Source organism: Streptomyces sp. NPDC055243, from assembly GCF_044544025.1.
GTDB lineage: Bacteria > Actinomycetota > Actinomycetes > Streptomycetales > Streptomycetaceae > Streptomyces.
On record NZ_JBITWR010000008.1, the window covers coordinates 23,019 to 40,748 of the forward strand.

Sequence of the window (17,730 nt, forward strand, 5' to 3'; positions counted from 1 at the left end):
GCTGCGCCGACACAACCTCCAAAAGCAAGGACGCACGCGCCACACCCTTTGGCTGATCAGCCAAGCATTTGCCATGCCGCTATGCGATTTCATGCGGCAGATGCAAGATGGGAGGCGTTGTTCGGGGTGCGGGTGCGGATACCGCAGCTCCGGCCAGGTCCGAAACGCGAGGTCCCCCCATGGTCATGCGCACCCACCACGACAGCGCCGGCGACATCGATGACCGCACCGTCGGCCCTTCGTACGCCTCCCTTCGCCGTCCCGACGAGCGCATCGCCCACTTCGTCGCCCGAGCCCTCGGTGATGCGTGCACCGTCCTCAACGTCGGCGCTGGCACCGGCTCGTACGAGACCACAGCGCGCACGATCACCGCGGTCGAAGCCTCCCTGGCCATGCGCGCCCGGCGTCCGGCCCAGCTCGCCACCGCCATCGACGCCGTTGCCGAAGATCTCCCCTTCGCCGACGGGCAGTTCGACGCGGCGACGGCCCTCTTCAGCGTCCACCAGTGGTCGGACCTCGAAGCCGGGCTGCGCGAGATGCGGCGCGTGACACGCGGCCCCGTCGCCGTCCTGACCTGTGACCCCGCCCGTGTGCGCGACTTCTGGCTCTACGAGTACGCACCTGACGTCCTGGAGACCGAGGCCCGCCGCTACCCCTCCCTGGACCGGCTCACGACCGCGCTCGGCACCACCACCGTCCAGCCCGTCCCCGTACCGCTGGACTGCACCGACGGCTTCAACGAGGCGTACTACGGCCGGCCCGAGCTTCTCCTGAACCCCGCCGCCCGCCAAGCCGGATCGGCCTGGAGCTTCATCGACGACCGCGCACGCCAGGACTTCGACATCTCCCTGCGCCGGGCCCTGGGCTCCGGCGCCTGGGACGAGGCCTTCGGCCACCTGCGCGGTCGGCCGACCTACGACGGATCTCTCGTCCTTCTGCGCTCCGCCCCCGCTTCGGGCGCGTGAGCTTGCGTGTCGTGGGGGTGCGGGTGACCGGCGGTGGTCAGCAGCTTCCGGCGTCGTCCAGCGCCAGCCGGGCGAGTTCCAGGAACCGGCCAAGCTCCGCGTTGAGGTCTCCCGCCGCGTCGCGGCTTCGCCACAGGTCCTCTTCGTGCTCGTCGATCTCGTCCACCGGCACGGTGAGCAGGTCAGATGCGGCGCTGAAGGCCATTCGCGTCAGTACCAGGATCCGCTGGGCCTGGTCGGCGATCGGCGCCGGGCCCTCCACCGCCACGCGTGCGCAGAGATCAGCCAGTTTGTCGATCTCTTGTGGAAAGCCGTCGAGGTCCAGATCACGGGCTCTGTCCCGCTCGTTGACCTGGTCCAGTCGCCTGCCCATTCTCTGGATCTGCGCGACGACTTCGGCGTAGGCCCGGCTGCGAGGCTCGCGCCGGTCGCGTAAGTGCTCGAAGCGGATCTGGCGGTGGGCCTGCCTCTCCTGCGCGGTGGCACTCCACCACGCGGCGAGCACTGCCGCTCCCCCTGTCCCGAGGGCTCCCACCGCCGCGCCCAGTACCGCCGCCAGGCCTGCGTCCATGGTTGTCATTTTGACCTAACGCGTAAGCCCACGTGGGGTGTTGACCGAAGGTGCTCCTGGCCTCGATCCGTGCCTCACATGCCGGGGAGCACGGGTGTGTGGAGGGCGTAACCCAAGGTGAGCGGGGTGTGTGACAACCGCGCAATGATCACTTCGTAACGTCGGTGGAGGAAGATCCGATCACGCCGACAGAAGGGGTCGCGGCCCGTGACGACACCCCCCACGCAGGTGCGGACGGTCTGCTCGTACTGCGGTGTGGGCTGCGGGATGCTGCTCGACATCGGCAGGGGCCCCGACGGGCGGCGCACGGTCCTCAAGGCGTCCGGCGACAAGGCCCACCCCGCCAACTTCGGCCGCCTGTGCACCAAGGGCGCCACCACGGCCGACATGCTGGCTGCCCCGGGGCGGCTGGCCACCGCTCTCGTGCGCCCCGAACGCGGGGCGCAGGCCGCACCCGCCCCGATGGACACCGCGATCGCCGAGACGGCGCGCCGGCTGCGATCGGTGATCGACGAGCACGGACCCGACGCCTTCGCCTTCTACGTGTCCGGGCAGATGAGCCTGGAGGCCCAGTACCTGGCGAACAAACTCGCCAAGGGCTTCATCCGCACGAACCAGATCGAGTCGAACTCGCGGCTGTGCATGGCCAGCGCCGGCACCGGTTACAAACTCTCGCTCGGCGCGGACGGGCCGCCCGGCTCGTACCAGGACTTCGAGCGGGCGGACGTCTTCTTCGTCATCGGCTCCAACATGGCCGACTGCCACCCCATCCTCTTCCTGCGGATGATGGACCGGGTCAAGACGGGCGGCGCCAAGCTGATCGTCGTCGACCCGCGCCGCAGCGCGACCGCCGACAAGGCGGACCTGTTCCTGCCGGTCCGGCCCGGGACGGACCTGGCGCTGCTCAACGGCCTGCTGCACCTGCTGTACGCGAACGGTCACACCGACCCCGCGTTCATCGCCGCGCACACCGAGGGCTGGGAGGCGATGCCGGAGTTCCTGGCCGACTACCCGCCCGCCACGGTCGCCGAGATCACCGGAATCCCGGAGGACGACATCCGAGCGGCGGCCCGCCTCATCGGCGAGGCCGGGCAGTGGATGAGCTGCTGGACCATGGGCCTCAACCAGTCCACGCACGGCACGTGGAACACCAACGCGCTGATCAATCTGCATCTGGCGACGGGCGCGATCTGCCGCCCCGGCTCGGGCCCGTTCTCGCTGACCGGCCAGCCCAACGCCATGGGCGGCCGGGAGATGGGCTACATGGGTCCCGGCCTGCCCGGCCAGCGGTCGGTCCTCGTCGACGAGGAGCGCGCCTTCGTCGAGGAGCTGTGGGAGCTGCCTGCGGGCACGCTCCGCAAGGACGGGGTGGGCCAGGGCACGGTCGAGATGTTCCGGAAGATGGCCGACGGGGACATCAAGGCGTGCTGGATCATCTGCACCAACCCCGTGGCCTCGGTGGCCAACCGCAAGACCGTCATCGAGGGCCTGGAGCGGGCCGAGTTCGTCGTCGCCCAGGACGTGTTCACCGAGACCGAGACGACTGCGTACGCGGATGTCGTGCTGCCTGGCGCGCTGTGGACCGAGAGCGAGGGCGTCCTGGTCAACAGCGAGCGCAACCTCACGCTCGCGCGGCCCGCGGCGGACCCGCCCGGGGAGGCGATGGCGGACTGGCGGATCATCGCCGCCGTCGCGCGGGCGATGGGCTACGAGCAGGGGTTCTCGTACGGCAGCGCGGAAGAGGTCTTCGAGGAGATCAAGCGGGCAAGGAACCCGAAGACCGGCTGGGACCTGCGGGGCGTGACCTATGAGCGGCTGCGGTCCACGCCGGTGCAGTGGCCGGCCGGGAGCGAGGACGGCCCCGACCGCAACCCGATCCGCTACGTGGACGAGGACGGCGGCGGTCCGGTCTTCCCCACGGCGAGCGGCCGGGCGGTGTTCTACGCCCGCCCGCACATCCCGGCCGCCGAGATGCCCGACGACGACTACCCGTATGTGCTGAACACCGGGCGGCTGCAGCATCAGTGGCACACCCTCACCAAGACGGGCAAGGTCGCCAAGCTCAACAAGCTCAACCCCGGGCCGTTCGTGGAGCTGCACCCGCACGATGCCACCGCGCTGGGCATCGCCGCTGGCGACTCGGTGGAGGTCGCGTCGCGGCGCGGCCGGGCGGTGCTGCCCGCCGTGCTGACCGACCGGGTGCGGCCGGGCTGCTGTTTCGCTCCCTTCCACTGGAACGACCTGTTCGGCGAGTACCTGAGTGTCAACGCCGTCACCAGTGATGCCGTCGATCCGCTCTCCTTCCAGCCGGAGTTCAAGGTCTGCGCGGTGTCGCTGACGAAGGTGGCGACTCCCGTGTCCGTGGCGAGCGCTCCGCCGGGCGCGGCGGAGACCCGCCCCGGGACCGTGGTGGACGCGATCGCCGCAGGGACGGCTGCACCGGCTGTCCTCGGTGACGGGCCCGCGGGGGCCTTCGGGCTTGATCCGGCACCGCCGCCCGTCCTGGCCGAGCACGAGCGCCAGTATCTGGTCGGGTTCCTGGCCGGGATCGAGTCGGGTACTCCTGGTGTGCCGGTGCTGCCGCTGAACGCCCCGTTCAGCCCCGAGCACGCGCTGTGGGTCAACGGTGTGCTGGCCGGCATGTACTCGCGCTCCGCCCCGGGCACGCCCACGGCCCCTACGGTGACGGCCTCCGCGCCGACCGCCTCCGCCGCCGCGGCCGGGCCCGTGCGGGAGGTCGTGGTCCTGTGGGCCTCGCAGACCGGCAACGCCGAGGAGTTCGCGGTGGCCACCGCCGACCGGCTCACCAGCACCGGTCACAAGGCCACCCTCGTCGGCATGGACGACGTGCACCCCGGACAACTGCCCACCGGCGCCGACGTCCTGTTGATCACCAGTACCTTCGGCGACGGCGACGCCCCCGACAACGGCTCCGGCTTCTGGGACGCCCTGGCCGCACCTGACACGCCCCGCCTGGACGGCGTACGGTATGCGGTCCTCGCCTTCGGCGACTCCTCCTACGCCGACTTCTGCGGTCACGGCCGCCGTCTCGACCAGCGCCTGGACACCCTGGGCGCGGTGCGGCTCGCCCCACGGACGGACTGCGAACCCGACTACGAGCCCTCGGCCACGGCCTGGCTCGACCAGGTGCTGACCTCGCTGGCCGACGATGCGCGGACGGCCGATGCGCGGACGGCCCCGGCGCTCGCACCCGCCGCCTCTCCTCCTGCTCCTGCTTCCGCTCCCGCATACCGGCCGCGACGGCCGACCCCCGTCACCGCCCGCCTCACCGGCAATGAGCTGCTGAGCCTGCCCGGCGCCGGCAAGGAGGTCCGCCGCTTCACCTTCGACGCCCGCGACAGCGAGACCCCGCTGGTCTACGCGGCCGGCGACGCCCTGGGCGTACGCCCCGTCAACGCCCCTGCCCTGGTCGGCGAATGGCTGGCCACCACCGGCCTGGACCCGGCGGCCGCCGTGGAGCTGGGCGCCCCCGGCGCTGTGCCCTTCCACGAGGCCCTGCACCGGCATCTGGACATCACCCGCGTCACCGGTGACCTGCTGCGTTTCGTCACCGACCGCACTCACGACCGCGTCCTGAAGAAGCTGCTGCGCCCTGACAACAAGGACGAACTGGCCAAGTGGTCCTGGGGCCGTCAGGCCGTCGACGTGATCGCCGAGCATCCCGTCCGCGCGGCAGCCCAGGAGTGGGCCCAGGTGCTCAAGCCCTTGCAGCCCCGCCTGTACTCCATATCGTCCAGCCCGCTCACCGATCCCCACCTCGTCTCGCTGACGGTCTCCGTCGTCCGCTACGAGAACCCGGCGGGACGGCCGCGCCAGGGGGTCTGCTCGCCCTTCCTCGCCGACGCGGACCCCGACATGCCGGTGCCGGTCTTCGTCCGGCCCTCCCCGAAGTTCCGGCCGCCGGCCGACCCCGCCACCCCCATGGTCATGGTGGGTCCCGGCACCGGCATCGCCCCCTTCATCGGCTTCCTCCACGAGCGTCGGGCACTGGGTCACCGCGCGCCCAACTGGCTGCTGTTCGGCGAGCAGCACCGGGCCACCGACTTCTACTACGAGGACGAGCTGACCGCCTTGCTCGCCGACGGCACCCTCAACCGCCTGGACACCGCCTTCTCCCGCGACCAGCGCGCCAAGGTCTACGTCCAGGACCGGATGCGGGAGCACGGCCCCCAACTGTGGTCCTGGCTCCAGGACGGGGCGCACTTCTATGTGTGCGGCGACGCCTCGCGCATGGCCAAGGACGTCGACCGGGCCCTGCGCGACATCGCCACGGCCCACGGCGGCCTCGACGAGGAGGGGGCCACCGCGTACGTCAAGCAGCTCGCCGCCGACAAGCGCTACGTCCGCGACGTGTACTGATCCGCCGCGGGTGCGCGGCCTGTGCGTGCCCCGCAGGTGCAGGGTGACACCGGCCGCCCCGCGCGCGTGGCGTCCCGGCCAAGACCCTGGCCCTGGCCTAGAAACACCTGCATGTGCCACTACTGCGGTTGCCGAGAGATCCCTCTGATCAAGGAGTTCATCGCCGAGCACGAGCGGGTCACAAACGCCGCGGGAGATGCGGTCCGCGCCCTGGAGCGGGGCGACCCGGTCCGCGCACGCGCCCTCGTGGACGTCATGGCCCGCGAGCTGGACTCCCACTGGCGGGGCGAGGAGAACGGCCTGTTCGCGGTGATGCGCAAGGATTCCGAGTACGCGGACTACATCGCGCACCTGGAGCGCGAACACCGCGAGCTGGCCGCCCTGTTGCCCGCGCTCGACCTGGCGGACCCCGGCGACGTGCGCACGCTGATCGAAGCCGTCGACGAACTGCACCGGCACATCGCCAAGGAGGAGGACGGCCTGTTCCCGGCCTCGCTCACCGCACTCGACGGCGACGAGTGGAACCTGTCGATGGTGGCCTGGCGCGAGGCGCATCCTGCCTGAGCGTCTCGGGGCGCAGGTGGGGCGCGGGCGTTGGTCCCTTCCCGTGGACCGGTGGCGCGTCCCGGCCGCCCTGCCGCCGTGCGGTCCTCGCCCCCGATAGCTTCCGCGGCCATGGACACCCTCATCTTCGGCGGCCTCCTGGCCACGCTGTACGCGCTCCACCGCCAGCGCTCCCGGGCCGTACTGCTCGGCGCCTGGTGGATCGTGCTCGTGCTCACGATCCTCCTCCTCGCGCACCACATCACCAGCAGCCTCAAGCTGGGGCTGAGCTACTGATGAGCACCCTGACCGCCCCGCGGCCGGACACCGACCGCTCCCCCGCCCTCGGCAAGGTCCAGTACTGGTTCGCCTGCTTCTTCGCCGTCGGCTGGACCGGAGTGGTCTGCGGCGGGCTCGGCGTGCAGTTCCTCGACTGGGACTATCCCTGCCCGCTGTGCATGGTGCAGCGCATGTTCATGCTGCTCGCCGCGCTGGCGGCGGCGTACATCGTGCGCCGGGGCATGACCGGCACGATCACGGGCCGCGACTACATGACGGGCTGGGGTCTTGCTCTGGTCGCGGTGATGTGCGGCGGCTTCGCGTCCTGGCGCCAGACGATGCTGCACATCCTGCCGGGCGACAAGGGCTACGGGGCGCCGGTGCTCGGTCTGCACATGTACGTGTGGGCCTGGATCCTGTTCATGGCCTCGGTGGTGGCGATCGGCATCGTGATGTCCTTCGCCCACTCGACGGCCGCCGCCTCGGTGCCTACGTCGGGGGTGTACGGGACGGCGGACCGGATCGTGCTCGGCTTCCTCACCCTGGTGATCGCGGTGAACCTGGTCGCGGTCTTCCTCCTGGAGGGCTTCCACTGGTTCCTGCCGGACGACCCGGACCGCTACCGCTTCTTCTACGACGTCGGAATCCTGGACTGAGCGAGCGGGAGGGCGCCCCCGACCACGTTGACCAGCGTGCCGGGCCGACTGACCGCCACGGCAGGACACCTACCGCTGAGAGAACGTCGCTTCAAGAACGTCTTCGGCGCTCAGGACGCCGCATAGCGGGTGGCGACCTCGGCGGCTCGGTCGCGCAGGGCGGTGCGCAGCCACTGCGGGGCCAGGACCTCCGCTTGGGTGGCGAGTTGCCACAGCGCCCATTCGGCGTGCCGCGCATCCTGGAAGGTCACCTCCAGCCGCAACCAGCCATCTGTGTCCGCTCCTTCGGCTTCTTCGGCTCCGGCGTCTTCGGCTTCTTCCGCGAGAACGGCCAGTGCGGTGCCCACCAGGTCCTCCCGCAGCGAAGGGGCCACCCGTACCAGCGCGGTGACTTGGTCGCCACCGGTGCGAAACCGCGTGCTGCGTTCCTGCCAGGCCCGGTCCAGGTCGACCCGGTCCGGTCGCTGTGCGGGTTCGGCGAGTTCCTTGGCGGCCACGATCCGCGACAGCCGGTAGGTGCGGTCCTCGCCGGATCTCGTGGCCAGCAAGTAGCCCTGGTCGCGCACGGTCACCAGGCCGATCGGGTCCACCGTGCGCCAGGTCGCCGTCCGGTCCACCGCCGCGTAGTGGATGCGCAGCTTGTGTCCGGCGAACACCGCGCGCCGGACCTCGGCCGCGATGGGGTCGGGCACCTCCTCGGCGACCAGCCGACGCGAGAGGAGGTCGGCCTCAGGGTCGATGAGCAATCGCTCGGCCACGCCTGCCACGGTGTCCCGATGGCTTTCGGGCAGCGCGTCCACCACCTTGAGCATGGCCGAAGCGAGCGCCGAGCCGAGACCGAACGCCTGGGCGCCGCGCCGTGATCCGGCGACCAGCAGGGCGAGTGCCTCCTCGTGGTTCAGGCCGATGAGCTCGGTCCGGAAACCGGGCTGCAACGCGAACCCGCCGTGCCGGCCGCGTTCGGCGTAGACCGGCACGCCGGCGGCGGACAGCGCCTCGATGTCACGCAGCACGGTGCGGGTGGACACCTCCAGCTCGCGGGCGAGCGCGGTCGCCGACAGCCGACCGCGCTGGCGCAGCAGCAGAACCAGAGAGACCAACCGATCGGCGCGCATGCGAGAACGGTAGAGGAATACGTGACACAGGGTGTCGCGATTTGCTGGGAGGCTCCACGGAGTGCCCCTCGGAGAGCCTGAGCGGCCACTTCCACGGTCCGGGCCACGCACGCAGCTACCGCTGGGCCGAACCCGGCAATTCACTCACACGAAGGAGAATCCGGTGGGGTCTCAACTCAACCCGTACATCAGTTACGACGGGAACGCGCGGCAGGCGATGGAGTTCTACCAGGAGGTCTTCGGCGGCAAGCTGGAGATCGGCTCGGTCGCGGATTTCGGCGCACCGGACTCTCCCGACGCCGACAAGATCATGCATGCCCGGCTCGACACCCCGGACGGATACACACTGATGGCTTGGGACGTGCCGGAAAGGGTGCCCTACCAGCCGGGCAACAACATTTCGGTCTACCTCGGCGGCGACGGCGGCGAACTCCGGTCCCATTTCGAGCAGTTGGCCACCGACGGGACTGTGATCATGCCTCTGGAGAAGCAGGCGTGGGGTGACGAGGCCGGCACGCTCGTGGACCGGTTCGGGATCACCTGGATGGTCAACATCACTCAGCAGCAAGCCTGATCGACCACGAAGTCACCTCGGTGACGGACGAGTTGGACGCCAGGCCGCATGGGATCGGACAGCACCGCCCGCGCGCGAATCTCCAGCCGCGCGACCGCTCTCCTCTCCTGCTCGGCCGGCGTTCACTCGCCCCCGACGCGAACCGACCGGCGGCATCCTCAACTCGCCGCCAGGCCTGGCTGATTCACCCTCGTTGTCCGCCGCGCCGTACCCCCTCCACCTCTACAGTGCTGTAGATTCTTGGCGGGTCCCGTGCTGCGGGCCCGAACCGGTGACACGGAGACGGAGGAGGAGAGCAGTGGGCGTTTCTCTGGCCAAGGGTGGCAATGTCTCGCTCAGCAAGGAGGCCCCGGGGCTGACGGCCGTGCTGGTCGGTCTGGGCTGGGATGTGCGGACCACCACCGGCACCGACTACGACCTCGACGCGTCCGCCCTGCTGGTGGACGAGTCCGGCAAGGTCCCCTCCAGCCAGCACTTCATCTTCTACAACAACCTCAAGAGCCCGGACGGTTCGGTCGAACACACCGGTGACAACCTCACCGGCGAGGGGGAAGGCGACGACGAGATCGTCAAGGTGAACCTCGCGACCGTGCCCGCCGAGGTCTCGAAAATCGTCTTCCCGGTGTCCATCCATGACGCCGAGAGCCGCGGGCACAGCTTCGGCCAGGTGCGCAATGCGTTCATCCGGGTCGTCAACCAGGACGGTGGCGCCGAACTCGCCCGCTACGACCTGTCCGAGGACGCCGCCATCGAGACCGCGATGGTCTTCGGCGAGCTCTACCGAAACGGCGAGGAGTGGAAGTTCCGTGCCGTGGGCCAGGGTTACGCCTCCGGCCTGTCCGGCATCGCCTCCGACTTCGGCGTCGACGTCTGAGTCCGTCGCAGGTCTCCGCGTTGCTCCTTCTCCCTCTCCCTCCTCCCCCTCCCCCTCCCCCTCCCCCTCCCTCTCCCTCTCCCTCTCCGAGCCAAGGCGGCCGCACATGTCATCGGTGAACCTGTCCAAGGGCCAGCAGATCAGCCTCAGCAAGTCCGACGGCGGCGCCTTGAGCGTCGTACGCATGGGGCTCGGCTGGCAGGCCGCCCCGCGCAAGGGCTTCCTCGCCAAACTGACCGGGAACCGTGAGATCGACCTCGACGCCTCCGCCGTGCTCGTCGCCGGCAAGGAGGTCGCCGACGTCGTCTTCTTCCAGCAGCTCACCAGCAAGGACGGCTCGGTCCAGCACAGCGGCGACAACCTCGTCGGGGGCACCGGGCAGGGCGACGACGAATCCATCGTCGTCGACCTGCAGCGCGTCCCGGTGCACATCGACCAGATCGTCTTCACCGTCAACTCCTTCACCGGGCAGACCTTCGAAGAGGTCCAGAATGCCTACTGCCGTCTCATCGACGAGCAGACCGGCCAGGAGCTCGCCCGCTACACGCTCACCGGCGGCAGCAAAAACACCGCCCAGATCATGGCCAAGGTCCACCGCTCCGGCAGCGGTTGGCAGATGGCCGCCATCGGCGAACCGGCGTCCGGCCGCACCTTCCAGGACCTGCTCCCCGCGATCATCCCCCACCTGTAGGCGCCTTGCGTCAGCTCAGCTGATCCAGCCGGCGCAGGAAGACATCGGCCACGCCGTTGGTGTCGTCGGGTACGAGGTTGCCCGCCGGGGAGTCGAACACCACCGCGCCGCCCTCGTCGCTGACGCCGGTCCGCGACCCGGGCTCGGTGTCCTCGGACACCGGCTCGCTCTCACCGCTGATCAGGCGCACCTCCCCCGTCTGCATGTCCCGCAGGAAGACGTCCGCGCTGCTGTCCCCGTCCTCTTCAGGGGCGAGGTTGGAGGCAGCGGAGGTGAACGCCGCGTAGCGCCCGTCCCGGCTCAGCGAGACGCCGCCGCTGTCCCCATTGGCCGGTGTGCCGTCCGGGGCGGCACTGACCAGCCGCATGCGCTTCGTCTCGCGGTCGTAGAGGAAGACGTTGTGCGAGCTGGTGGGGGCCGGCCCCTCGGGACCGAGCGACCGGGAGGCCGAGGTGAACGCCACGTAGCGGGCGTCCCCGCTGAGGGCGGCGTCCCAGGACGGGGTCTTGCGGTTGTAGCTGTGCGGGATGCTGATGAGTTCCGTGGTGCCCTTGTCGCGGTCGCGCAGGAAGATGTCCGTGGCGGAGGCGTGGTCTTCCTCCTCGGTCAGGTTGGAGGCGTTGGAGGTGAAGGCGAGGTACCGGCCGCCGGAGTCGCCCGCGAACGCCGGGGCGAACGCGTCGCCTTCGCCCTGCTGTCCCGCGCTGGAGAGCTGTGCCAGCTCCGTGGTCTTCTTCTTGCGGTCGTAGAGGAAGACGTCGTCCCGCTTGTTGGCGTCCCCCGCGACGAGATCCTCGGCGCCCGACGCGTAGGCGACGTAGCGGCCGTCGCTGCTGACCGCGGGGTCGTACGTCAGGTTGGTGCGCAGCCCTTCGTAGGAGGCGCCGGTGGGGCTGATCCGTTGGGTCTTGCCGGTGTCGCGGTCGTGCAGGAAGACGTCGTCGAGGTCGTTGGGGTCGCCGTTCACGAGATCGTCGGCGGTGGAGGTGAAGACCACGTACCGCCCGTCGGGACTGAGCGCGACCTCCCGTACGACACCGTGGCTCGCCTTGCCGTTGCTCTTGACGCTGACGCGTTCCGTCGTCCCGGTGCGCAGATCGCGGACGAAGGCGTCGGGCGTGCCGTTGGTGTCGTTGGCGACCAGGTTCCGGGATGCGGAGACGAACGCCACGTAGCGGCCGTCCGCGCTGATGGCGGGGTTCGTGGAAGCGGCGTTGCCCTGGGCGCCTGCCGGGCCGACGCTCACCCGCTCGGTGCGCGGCGCGGCGGCAGGGGCGGCGGACGCGCCCGCGGGTGAAAGTACGGTCACGGCGCAGAGGGCGGCGAGCGCGGCGCCGGCGGCCGTCACGCGCTGATGAACGGTCATCGTTCCTCCTGTGTCGACAGCGGTCGGTCTCCATGTGCCGTCCGGGCCCGCGCGGAAGGAGGAGGGCATGGCAGAGCGTGTCGATCCCCGCGTGCTGTCCCCCTGCGGCGTCCCCCGGGGGCTCTGCCCCCGGCCGGTGCGAGCAAGTCGGCCGGCTCGGCCGCGCAAGAACGCATGCTCGCGCCGGACACCCCGGCCATCAGCCACTACGGCGATCGGTCATGACCAGGTGCACCGCAGGCGAGCGAACACCGGGAAACGCCGGGGGTCAATGTGTCGCGTGCCCTCCGCGGTGCGGATGCGTCGGTTGCATCAGCGGGTCAGGACGCTTCGGCGGACTTTTGTGCCGTACTCACGCGGAAAGGGCAACCATCGTCGCTGCGCTGCGGCCCCGGTCCGCAGGGCCGTACGGAAGCGAGGACCACACGCCGAACCGCTGCTCGGCGCCGTACTCCTCGAAGCTCCTCGAACCGCTCCCCTCGGTGAATCCCGGCTTCGCCGCGAGGCGCATCGCGCGGTCGTCGGCGCTCCGGGTGCAGAGCACCACCGGCTCGCCGGGGAATGTGTCGGCGAACCAGTCGCGTACCGCCGCGCATGGCTCGGCGGCGTACCCGCATCCCCACGCCTCCGGCAGGAACAGGTAGCCGAGTTCGGCCTCCGCGGCATCGGGTCGCACGTGCCCAGGACGCTCTGCGTCGCGCCGATCGAACCCGACCAGCCTCTCGGTCCTCATCGGGGCAGGCGGCCAGGCGACGGGGCCGAGTCCCGTCATGGCGGCAACCTCGCCCCTGTCAGTGCCATGCCACACGGACGAACGCGCGCCGCCCGCCGGATGCGGCGAGGGCGGAAGCAGCATGCGCCCATGGGATCACCCATGGACCACCCGTGGATCACCCCCGGACAGCCGCAGCGCCCCACCGCCTCGTCAGAGGTCAGGTGAGGCGCTGCGGTCAGGGCCCGCCAGCCCTAGAAGTCCATGTCGCCGCCCGGCTTGGCACCGGGCTCAGGGCGCTGGTTCCTCTCGGTCCTCTCGACGTCGGTCTGCTCGTCCTGCCGCCGGGGCTTCTGAGCGTTGCGCTCCTGGTTGCGACGGGCGCGGTTCTTGTCCTGGGGGGACTGGCGGTTACCCATGTTCGTTCCTTACTTTCGGTGCACGCACCATTGCGTGCAGTAACAGATCCAGTGCAACCCCACCTTCGAAAGCTGGCCCATACAAGTACCTCCGGGGCCTTATTCGGCGGCGCCCGACCGGCCCGATCAGGCCTCCGGCCCTACCCAGCCTCCGGCCCTACGGTCGTGGTCGCGCGAACCGCGTCCGCGGCGGCGACAACTCCGCAACTCCCCTTGGCGTCGCATACGTTGGGCCCATGCTGATCACATTGGGCGAGCCGCGCAGCCTCGGTGTCCGGGCCGCCGAAGCGAGGGTGCGCTTTGAGGCGGAGCAGCGGGAGACCGGAGGCGGGCCGGGGCGCAGGGTGCTCGTGGTCTGCACTGGGGCCTGACGCACTTCCTCCTCGACGGTCACCACAGCTCGAGGCCGCGGCCGCAGCCGTGCGCCCGGTGCGGCTCCTGTCGCTCCTCACCCTGGGCGCCGGCCTTGCCACGCCTGAAGACCGCGCCCGCCTGGCTGCCCTGCGCGCTCAACTCCGCTCGGCACGAGCGAGCAGCACCTGAACAGGCACACGGACCCGGACATGGACATGGACATGGACATGGACATGGACAATCGTGGGCCCCGTCGTCCCCGGGGGAATCCCAGTCGAAGACCGTCCGTCACTGTGCGTCGCGCAGCCGCAGCAGGTACGCCGCAGTCAGCGCCACGGCACGGTCGGCGTCCTGCGACAGCTCCACGAGGGCACGTGAGGCCGTCGTCCCCGGCACGCCCGCCAGGGCCTGGGTCAGCCGTCCGCGTGCGGGCTCCTCAGTGGCGCCGTGGGCGAGGCGGTCGACGAGCTCGGTCGCGATCTCCTCCGACGTCGCCGTGTCGCTCGCCAGCACGCTCAGCGCATCGGCGGCATCGGTGTCGTTCCTGCCCTCCACGATCATCTCGATGAGCGTCGGGACCGCTTCGGCCACTCCACGGAACCCCGATGCCAGGGCCGCGTACCCACGGACCACGGCATCGGGGTTCCCCAGCGCGTCCCGCAGGTGCGCGGCGGCCTCAGCTCCGGGCAGCTCGGCGAGGGACTGGACCGCACGCTTCCGTACCGCGCTCACCGGTGAGCCGAGCCCCTCCGCGAGCAGTGCCGTGCCGCCGTCGCCCGATCGCGCCAGCGCCCATCGAAGGGCGCCGGCGACGTTCGGCTCCTTCTCGCTCAGTGCCGCCTCGACCAGGGCCTCCACCGGTACCGGAACGTCGTCGACCGAGGAGAGGGCCGCGCGCTGACGCGCGTCGGCGCTCTTCGACCCCAGCGCCTGGAGGAGCGCGACGACCTGGAGGACGTCCTCCCAGCCGCTCGGTTCCGCGGCGTCGATCCGGCGCAGCCGCGTGAGCAGTTCGGTCTCCGCCGCGATGCGTGCGCGTGACTGCTGGATGAGGTCGCCGACGAGTGCCGAGGGCGCGAAGCCGGGGTCGTCGAGCGCGCGCCCGATCTCTCGCAGCGACAGGCCCAGCGTCCGCAGGCTCTCGATGTGGAAGATCCGGCGGATGTCCTCCCCGGAGTACTCCCGGTAGCCGGAGCCGGTACGGCCCGATGGACGCACCAGACCGAGCGACTCGTAGTGCCGGAGCATGCGGGCGCTGACCCCGGACCGTCGCGCCACCTCACCGATCAACACGCCCTATCGTCCCTCCTGTCCGGACCCGCCCAGGGCCACGACGCGCTTCGCCTCCTCGACGGCGAACTCGAACCCGGTGTCCGGCTCGCGCAGCAGCCGTTCGGTGGCGAGTGCGTGCGTCCGCATGCGTGGGTCAGACGCCATCGTCGCAGCATGCAGTGCCGCCACACTCTCTTCGCCCAGGGCGACCAGCGCCCGGCTGAGGCTCAGCTGTGTCTGCCGCCCGCCGCGACCGAGCTGTGTCGCCAACACCGCTGCCAGCGCGGACTCCTCGCCTTGTGGCACGAGCACTACCGCGGCCCGCCAGGCGCTGCGTGCCACCTCGTCGTCGGCGTCGGACAACAGCGCCCGGGTGATGGCCGGCCACGCCTGCCGGTCGCCGATCTTGGACAGCGTGTGCAGCGCCTGGCTGCGCGCTTGCGAGTGCCGCGAGCGGACTTCGCGGAGCAGTACGGGAAGCGTCACGGGCGCCGGGTGGCGGGTGAGGGCCCAGGTCAGCATGTCGCGTACGTAGAACTCGGGCTCGAGTGCGCACCGCTCGATGAGTTTGTCGACGAAGCCCGGGTCGGGCGTCGTGCCGACCGCGAGAGCGGCCCGCAGCCGTACGGAGGAACGGTCGTCCTCCAGCCCTTGGAGTGCGCGTATCGCATTCGGGTCCTGTCTTGTGGTCGTCATCGAGACCACCTCCTTGGCAAGGAGTGAAGGCCTTGTCACCGTGTCAAGGTCAAACAGGTCCCTGGGCGGGCACCGGTCACTTCGGTGGAGATTCACTCCCCGACGGCCACCGCCCCCGCCTGGAACGTCTTGCGGTACGCCTGCGGCGACACTCCGATGGCGGCATGCAAGTGCTGGCGCAGGGACGTACCGGTGGCGAAGCCGACCTCCGCCGCGATCCGGTCGACCGGCAGGTCGCTGGACTCCAGCAGGTGCCGGGCCCGGTGCACCCGTTGCTGGATCAGCCACCGGCCGGGGCTCGTGCCCGTCTCCTCCTGGAAGCGGCGCGCGAAGGTGCGGGGGCTCATGCGGGCGTGGGCGGCCAGTTCGCGCAGGGCGAGCGGTCGGTCGAGGTGTTCCAGGGCCCAGGCGCGGGTGGCGGCGGTGCCGGTGGCGCCCTCGTCGGGTATCGGCTGTTCGATGTACTGGGCCTGGCCGCCCTCCCGCCACGGTGGCACGACGCAGTGCCGGGCGACGCGGTTGGCGATCGCGCTGCCGTGGTCGGCGCGCACCACGTGCAGGCATACGTCGACTCCGGACGCGGCCCCCGCCGAGGTGAGTACGTCGCCGTCGTCGACGAACAACACGTCCGGGTCCAGGGCGACATGGGGGAACATCTTGCGGAAGTGGTCCGCGAGCGCCCAGTGCGTGGTGGCGGGCCGCCCGTCGAGCAGGCCGGCCGCGGCGAGCGTGAAGGCTCCCGTGCAGATGGACACGAAGCGGGTGCCGGGCCTGATCCGGGCGAGCGCGTCGCGCACCGGCTGCGACAGCTCGGCGGTGATGAGCCGCAGGTCGTAGGGCGGCAGGACCACCGTGTCCGCGCTCTCCAGCGCTTCGGGGCCGTGCCCGACGGTGATGGTGAAGTCGGCGTCGGTCCGCACCGTGCGATCGTCCGTCGCCGCGCAGGTCACCACCTCGTAGGCCCCGGGGACCAGCGTGAAGACGCGGTTCGGGATGCCCAGCTCGAAGGGGTAGACGCCGTCGAGTGCGAGGACGACCACGCGGTGCGGGCGGGCGGCGAGGAATTGCATCGAGGATCGCGTCGGGAATTCCGTCGAGGATTGCGTCGAGGCCATGGCACGATTCTATCGCTGAATGGCTATCTTGCCATTGCCCAGGTCAGGCCCGTGCCGCAGTCTTGAGCCATGACCAAGAACACCGCTTCTCAGTCCGCAGAGCCGACCCCCTCGACCGAGCCGACCATGAAGGCCATTCGCCAGGTCGCCCTGGGCGACCCCGACGTCCTGCAGGAGGTCGACGTCGCGCGCCCCGAGCCCGGTGTCGGCCAGATCCTCGTAGCCGTGCACGCGGCGGGGGTGAACCCGACCGACTGGAAGCACCGCCGGTTCGGCGCCTTCCTGGGCGAGCCGCCGTTCACGCTCGGCTGGGACGTGTCGGGCGTCGTCGAGGCGGTCGGCATCGGCGTCTCGCTGTTCAAGCCGGGCGACGAGGTGTTCGGCATGCTGCCCTACCCGTACGGGGCCGGTTCGCACGCCGAGTACGTCACCGGGCCCACCCGCGCGTTCGTGCCCAGGCCCGCCGGGCTGAGCCACATCGAGGCGGGCGCGCTGCCGCTGGTGGCGCTGACCGCCTGGCAGGCCCTCGTCGACAACGCCCATGTGGAGGCGGGGCAGCGGGTGTTGGTGCATGCGGCGGCCGGTGGCGTGGGCCATGTCGCGGTGCAGATCGCCAAGGCGCGCGGCGCGTACGTCATCGGCACGGCCTCCGCCGCCAAGCACGACTTCGTGCGCGGCCTGGGCGCGGACGAGGTCATCGACTACCGCGGCGCCGACTTCGTGAAGGAGGCCCGCGACATCGACGTGGTCCTCGACCCGCTGGGCGGCGAGGACCGGTTGCGCTCCCTGGAGGTACTGCGGCCGGGCGGCATCCTGGTGTCGATCCTGCCGGGCAACTTCGGTGAAGTGAGCGCGCGCGCCGCCGAGTTGGGCGTGCGGGCCACGGACATGCTGGTGGAGCACGACCAGGCGGGCATGGCGGCGGTCGCGGCGCTCGCCGAGTCCGGACAGCTGCGGGTCCACGTCTCGGACACGTACCCGCTCGCTGATGCGGCCAAGGCGCACGCGCAGGGCGAGACGGGCCGCGTCACGGGGAAGCTGGTGCTCACGGTCCGCCCGTAGGCTCCGCGACGGTGCCCCCGGCCGACCCATCGGCCGGGGGCGTGCTCGTCTGGCCTCGCCGTCGGCGCTCCGTCCGTCGTTCGAAG

18 protein-coding genes are annotated in these 17,730 nt (G+C 70.7%); 10 read left to right on the top strand and 8 right to left on the bottom strand.

All coding sequences use genetic code 11. The features are described from left to right. Positions 1-179 precede the first annotated feature (179 nt). Positions 180-965, top strand: coding sequence for a class I SAM-dependent methyltransferase (locus tag ACIGXX_RS23190; RefSeq protein WP_399978274.1), 786 nt, complete (start codon positions 180-182; stop codon positions 963-965). Positions 966-1,002: 37 nt separating this feature from the next. Here the strand turns inward: ACIGXX_RS23190 and ACIGXX_RS23195 are convergent, their stop codons facing one another. Then, positions 1,003-1,536, bottom strand: a complete 534-nt coding sequence (locus tag ACIGXX_RS23195; RefSeq protein WP_351167978.1) for a hypothetical protein — start codon at positions 1,534-1,536, stop codon at positions 1,003-1,005. Positions 1,537-1,803: 267 nt separating this feature from the next. Here ACIGXX_RS23195 and ACIGXX_RS23200 point away from each other — a divergent pair, with 267 nt between their 5' ends. The 4 genes from ACIGXX_RS23200 (at position 1,804) to ACIGXX_RS23215 (ending at position 7,394) form a co-directional block, all read left to right on the top strand. Then, the gene (locus tag ACIGXX_RS23200) at positions 1,804-5,916 is read left to right on the top strand and encodes a molybdopterin-dependent oxidoreductase (protein WP_399978955.1); all 4,113 of its coding nucleotides are present in this window, start codon (positions 1,804-1,806) and stop codon (positions 5,914-5,916) included. 111 nt (positions 5,917-6,027) lie between these two features. Beyond that, a complete protein-coding gene (locus tag ACIGXX_RS23205; protein ID WP_399978279.1) occupies positions 6,028-6,480 on the top strand; it encodes a hemerythrin domain-containing protein in 453 nt (150 codons plus the stop codon). A 111-nt stretch (positions 6,481-6,591) separates the two neighbouring features. Further along, entirely contained in the window at positions 6,592-6,756 is a 165-nt protein-coding gene (locus tag ACIGXX_RS23210; protein ID WP_361471074.1) for a DUF5993 family protein, read from the top strand. Next, positions 6,756-7,394, top strand: a complete 639-nt coding sequence (locus ACIGXX_RS23215) for a disulfide bond formation protein B (RefSeq protein ID WP_399978282.1) — start codon at positions 6,756-6,758, stop codon at positions 7,392-7,394. The genes ACIGXX_RS23210 and ACIGXX_RS23215 overlap by 1 nt, the downstream gene beginning before the upstream one ends. Positions 7,395-7,504: 110 nt before the next feature. On the opposite strand, the gene ACIGXX_RS23220 is transcribed toward ACIGXX_RS23215, so the two are convergent. Continuing rightward, positions 7,505-8,509, bottom strand: a complete 1,005-nt coding sequence (locus ACIGXX_RS23220; protein ID WP_399978286.1) for a helix-turn-helix transcriptional regulator — start codon at positions 8,507-8,509, stop codon at positions 7,505-7,507. Between the two features lie 163 nt (positions 8,510-8,672). On the opposite strand from ACIGXX_RS23220, the gene ACIGXX_RS23225 reads away from it, so the two are divergent. From ACIGXX_RS23225 to ACIGXX_RS23235, 3 genes are all read left to right on the top strand, one after another. Further along, positions 8,673-9,083: a VOC family protein gene (locus ACIGXX_RS23225; protein ID WP_399978289.1), complete on the top strand. Its 411-nt coding sequence runs from the start codon at positions 8,673-8,675 to the stop codon at positions 9,081-9,083. A gap of 298 nt (positions 9,084-9,381) precedes the next feature. After that, entirely contained in the window at positions 9,382-9,957 is a 576-nt protein-coding gene (locus ACIGXX_RS23230) for a TerD family protein (protein WP_399978292.1), read from the top strand. Positions 9,958-10,063: 106 nt separating this feature from the next. Further along, positions 10,064-10,648 carry a TerD family protein gene (locus ACIGXX_RS23235; protein WP_351167994.1) on the top strand — a complete coding sequence of 195 codons (585 nt, stop codon included), beginning with the start codon at positions 10,064-10,066 and terminating at the stop codon, positions 10,646-10,648. A 10-nt stretch (positions 10,649-10,658) separates the two neighbouring features. Here ACIGXX_RS23235 and ACIGXX_RS23240 read toward each other — a convergent pair whose 3' ends face one another. From ACIGXX_RS23240 to ACIGXX_RS23250, 3 genes are all read right to left on the bottom strand, one after another. Beyond that, positions 10,659-12,014 carry a TolB family protein gene (locus ACIGXX_RS23240; protein WP_399978296.1) on the bottom strand — a complete coding sequence of 452 codons (1,356 nt, stop codon included), beginning with the start codon at positions 12,012-12,014 and terminating at the stop codon, positions 10,659-10,661. Positions 12,015-12,366: 352 nt separating this feature from the next. Continuing rightward, positions 12,367-12,786: a GNAT family N-acetyltransferase gene (locus ACIGXX_RS23245; RefSeq protein ID WP_399978298.1), complete on the bottom strand. Its 420-nt coding sequence runs from the start codon at positions 12,784-12,786 to the stop codon at positions 12,367-12,369. A 194-nt stretch (positions 12,787-12,980) separates the two neighbouring features. Beyond that, positions 12,981-13,145 carry a hypothetical protein gene (locus ACIGXX_RS23250; RefSeq protein WP_351168000.1) on the bottom strand — a complete coding sequence of 55 codons (165 nt, stop codon included), beginning with the start codon at positions 13,143-13,145 and terminating at the stop codon, positions 12,981-12,983. A gap of 236 nt (positions 13,146-13,381) precedes the next feature. On the opposite strand from ACIGXX_RS23250, the gene ACIGXX_RS23255 reads away from it, so the two are divergent. Continuing rightward, a complete protein-coding gene (locus ACIGXX_RS23255; protein ID WP_399978302.1) occupies positions 13,382-13,516 on the top strand; it encodes a hypothetical protein in 135 nt (44 codons plus the stop codon). A 271-nt stretch (positions 13,517-13,787) separates the two neighbouring features. Here ACIGXX_RS23255 and ACIGXX_RS23260 read toward each other — a convergent pair whose 3' ends face one another. From ACIGXX_RS23260 to ACIGXX_RS23270, 3 genes are all read right to left on the bottom strand, one after another. Then, positions 13,788-14,792: a MerR family transcriptional regulator gene (locus tag ACIGXX_RS23260; protein WP_399978305.1), complete on the bottom strand. Its 1,005-nt coding sequence runs from the start codon at positions 14,790-14,792 to the stop codon at positions 13,788-13,790. Positions 14,793-14,795: 3 nt separating this feature from the next. Next, a complete protein-coding gene (locus ACIGXX_RS23265) occupies positions 14,796-15,467 on the bottom strand; it encodes a HEAT repeat domain-containing protein (RefSeq protein WP_366463256.1) in 672 nt (223 codons plus the stop codon). Positions 15,468-15,559: 92 nt separating this feature from the next. After that, entirely contained in the window at positions 15,560-16,537 is a 978-nt protein-coding gene (locus ACIGXX_RS23270; protein WP_351168274.1) for a helix-turn-helix domain-containing protein, read from the bottom strand. A 114-nt stretch (positions 16,538-16,651) separates the two neighbouring features. On the opposite strand from ACIGXX_RS23270, the gene ACIGXX_RS23275 reads away from it, so the two are divergent. Next, positions 16,652-17,644, top strand: coding sequence for an NADP-dependent oxidoreductase (locus tag ACIGXX_RS23275; RefSeq protein WP_399978309.1), 993 nt, complete (start codon positions 16,652-16,654; stop codon positions 17,642-17,644). Positions 17,645-17,730: the final 86 nt, after the last annotated feature.